3 protein-coding genes are annotated in these 3,097 nt (G+C 72.5%); 1 reads left to right on the forward strand and 2 read right to left on the reverse strand.

Going from position 1 to position 3,097, the window contains the following annotated elements; genetic code table 11:
- A partial coding sequence (locus G6030_RS15085) for a hypothetical protein (protein ID WP_182643673.1) occupies positions 1-1,372 on the forward strand: 1,372 nt, incomplete at its 5' end.
- A gap of 46 nt (positions 1,373-1,418) precedes the next feature.
- Here G6030_RS15085 and G6030_RS15090 read toward each other — a convergent pair.
- Both G6030_RS15090 and G6030_RS15095 read right to left on the reverse strand, forming a co-directional pair.
- Entirely contained in the window at positions 1,419-1,610 is a 192-nt protein-coding gene (locus tag G6030_RS15090) for a hypothetical protein (protein ID WP_043567330.1), read from the reverse strand.
- Positions 1,607-3,097 (reverse strand): glycosyltransferase 87 family protein (locus G6030_RS15095; protein ID WP_182643674.1); only part of this gene is annotated, 1,491 nt, incomplete at its 5' end. The genes G6030_RS15090 and G6030_RS15095, both read right to left, overlap by 4 nt.

Genomic DNA, 3,097 nt, shown 5'->3' on the forward strand with positions numbered 1-3,097 from the left:
GCTGCCGGGCGGCGCCGCGGGGGGCTCCGGCGGTGACGGGTCGGGTGCTGACGGCTCCGGTGGCGACGGGTCGGGCATCGCGGCGCTCGCCGGCGCGCGGGCGCTGCCGGAGTTGACCGGGTGGGACGCCTACGTCAACGACGTGGCCTTCGACGATCTCGGCCGGCTCGCCGCCGCCGGGTCCGACGAGCGGGTCCGCGTCTACGATCCCGCGGGGCGCGTGCTCACCGAACTACCCGCCTCCCAGGTCGCGACCGGCGTCCGGTTCACCGACTCCGACCACCTGGTGACGTACTCGGTCGACGGCCTGGTCCGGCTCTGGCCGCTGGGGCGCCTCGGGGCCGCGTCGGAGTCCAACTCGATCTTCCAGACCGCCTCCTCGCAGGACCGGACCTCCGGGGTCCTCGGCGTCACCGCCGCGGAGATGCACCACACCGTCGTCGACACCACCGGTCCCGTCCCGCGCGAGACCGGCCGCGTCATCCCCGGCCGCGACACCCGGTTCTCCGGTTCCGTGGCGATGTCCCCCGACGGGCGGGTCGTCTACGCGGGCCTGGCGGACGGCGGCGTGCAGGTGTTCACCGCGCCCTACGGACCCGCGACCCGGCCGGTCGCGAGCCTGCCCGTCACCTCCGGCGTCGTGGTGGCCAACCCGCTCAGCCCCGACGGCCGCACCCTCGCCGTGTGCAGCGACACCAGCCCCGACCTCGGCCTGGTCGACGTCACGGATCCCACCCGCCCCGCACTGCGGGTGACCGTGCCGCTGCCCGACCCGTGCGTGGTCGCCGAGTTCTCCTCCGACTCCCGGCAGCTCGTCGTCCCGACCCTCGGCCCGCAGACCGTCATCCTCGACACCGCCGACCCCGACCGGCCGGTGGTCGCGCACCGGCTCACCACCGGGATCGGCGCGTCGCCGTCCGCGGGGTACGCCCACCACTCCCCGCTGCTCGCCACCTCCGGCGGCGACAAGACCGTCCGACTGTGGGACGTCTCCGACGCGTCCGCGCCCGCCGAACTCGCCTCGTTCGCGGCTCCACCCGGTGAGATCTACTGGACCGCGTTCTCCGCCGATGACGATCTGCTCCTGCTCACCTCCAGCACCGGGCAGGTGACGGTCATCGACGTCGGCGAGCCGTCCGATCCGCGACCGTGGGCCGTGCTCGGCTCGACCACCGACCCGCTGCTCTACCAGGGCCGCAGCGCCTCCCCGGCGGGCGGACTGCTCGCGGTGGGCGCGGAGGGCGCCATGTGGATGTGGCAGCTCGACCCCGACCGCGTGGTGAGCGAGGCCTGCGCCGGCGGCGTCCAGCTCACGGGCGAGGAGTGGGAGCGGCACTTCCCGGACACCGAGCCGTTCGACCTGTGCGGCTGAGCCCTCGGGCTGTCGCCGCGGCGGGGCCGCGCGCGGCGGGGATGCGTCAGCCGTGCTGCAGCCCGATCGTCAGCGCCTGCGCCACGGGGATCACGGTGAGGAACAGGAAGGCCGCGACGGTCCAGCCGATCCACACGGGTTGACGCCACCCCGCGCGGTAGCCGCCGGCGGCGGTCACCATGCAGATGAATCCGACCAGGATGCACAGGAACATCCAGATCATGGCGCTGGTAGTCATCGGATCGGGTCCTTCGTCTCGGGGTCGGCGGGCTGTCTCCCACCGGAGTCTGAGGGGGTCGCACGGGTGACCGGTCGTTCCCCGGGATCGGCGAGGACCCCGGCAAGCGGGTCGGGTCCCTCGGGCGTGGCCTGATGCGTCATGCGGACTCGGTCGAGGTGGGGCCGGTAGATCTCGAGGATCACGACCGCGCACACGGCGAGGACGAGCAGGTCGCGCACCAACACGAGCGGGTGGAAGAGCTCGGGGCCGATCCCCTTGTTGGCCACACCGTGGAAGTACGACATGTGCGCCACCCACAGCAGCGCGTCGAACGCCATCCACGTCAGCAGCAGGCGCACGCGCGGGACGGCGAGCACCGCGAGCGGGACCAGCCACAGCGAATACTGCGGGCTCCACACCTTGTTGGTGAGCAGGAAGAACGCCACGATGAGGAACGCCAGCTGCGCCACGCGCGGGGTCACGGGTGCGGTCAGGCCGATCACCAGCACCGCCAGGCAGGCGAACGCGAACAGCACCAACGAGACGGTGTTCAGCGTCGCGGGGGCCTCCCCGACGGCGCGGCCCGCGTCGAAGCCCTGCCAGCCGGTGAGCGTCTGGATGACGACGTAGATGCTCTCGGGGTTGGCGGGCCGGTCGGAGTTGAGTCGAAAGAACTCCCGCCACCCGTCAGGGAACAGGACCATGATCGGCAGGTTGACGGCCAACCACGCCACGACGGCGGCGGCCGCGGCCTTCCCTAGCTCGACGAACCGCCTGCGGCGGATCGCCACCACCAGCAGCGCGCCGAACAGGAACAGCGGGTACAGCTTGGCCGCCACGCCCAGCCCCAGCACGACGCCGGCCCAGACCGGGCGGCGGCGGGCCCACAGCAGCAACGCGACGGAGGCGAACATCACCGCCATGAGGTCGTAGTTGGTGAAGGCCTGGAAGATCACGAGCGGGCTGGCCGCCATGAGCAGCGTGTCCCAGGGCCGCCGGCCGGCCGACCGGTAGGTGGCCCACACGGCGACCATCCACATGAACGCCAGCAGGACACAACCCAGCGCGAAGTACGTGACCACCTCGAGCGGCCCGCCGGGGAAGATCTCGTGCAGCGCCTGGGCGGCCTGCGCGGTGACGTACTGGAACATCCCGGACAGCACCGGGTACTCCATGTAGCGGACCTCGCCGCCCTCGGCGATCCACGAGTACTTGTAGGGCAGCGCCCCGGTGTCCAGGCCCTCGGCCGAGTACAGCGGCAGCGGGTCCGCATAGCAGGCCTTGTAGTACTGCCGACCGTCCCAGTTGAGGCCGGGCTGCGACCCGTCGGTGGGATGGGTGGTCTCCAGGCAGGCGGCCTTGGAGAAGAAGCCGAACGCCAGGAAGATCACGGCGAACAGCATGATCACGCGCAGCGGCGTCCAGAAGCGCTGGCGGCCGACCACGGCGTGCCGGCCGAGGGGGCCGCCCCACGCGGCGAGCGCGCCCGCACCGGCTCCGTCGCC

Origin of the sequence: Dietzia sp. E1 (genome assembly GCF_014145015.1) — a bacterium.
Taxonomy (GTDB): Bacteria; Actinomycetota; Actinomycetes; order Mycobacteriales; family Mycobacteriaceae; genus Dietzia; species Dietzia cinnamea_A.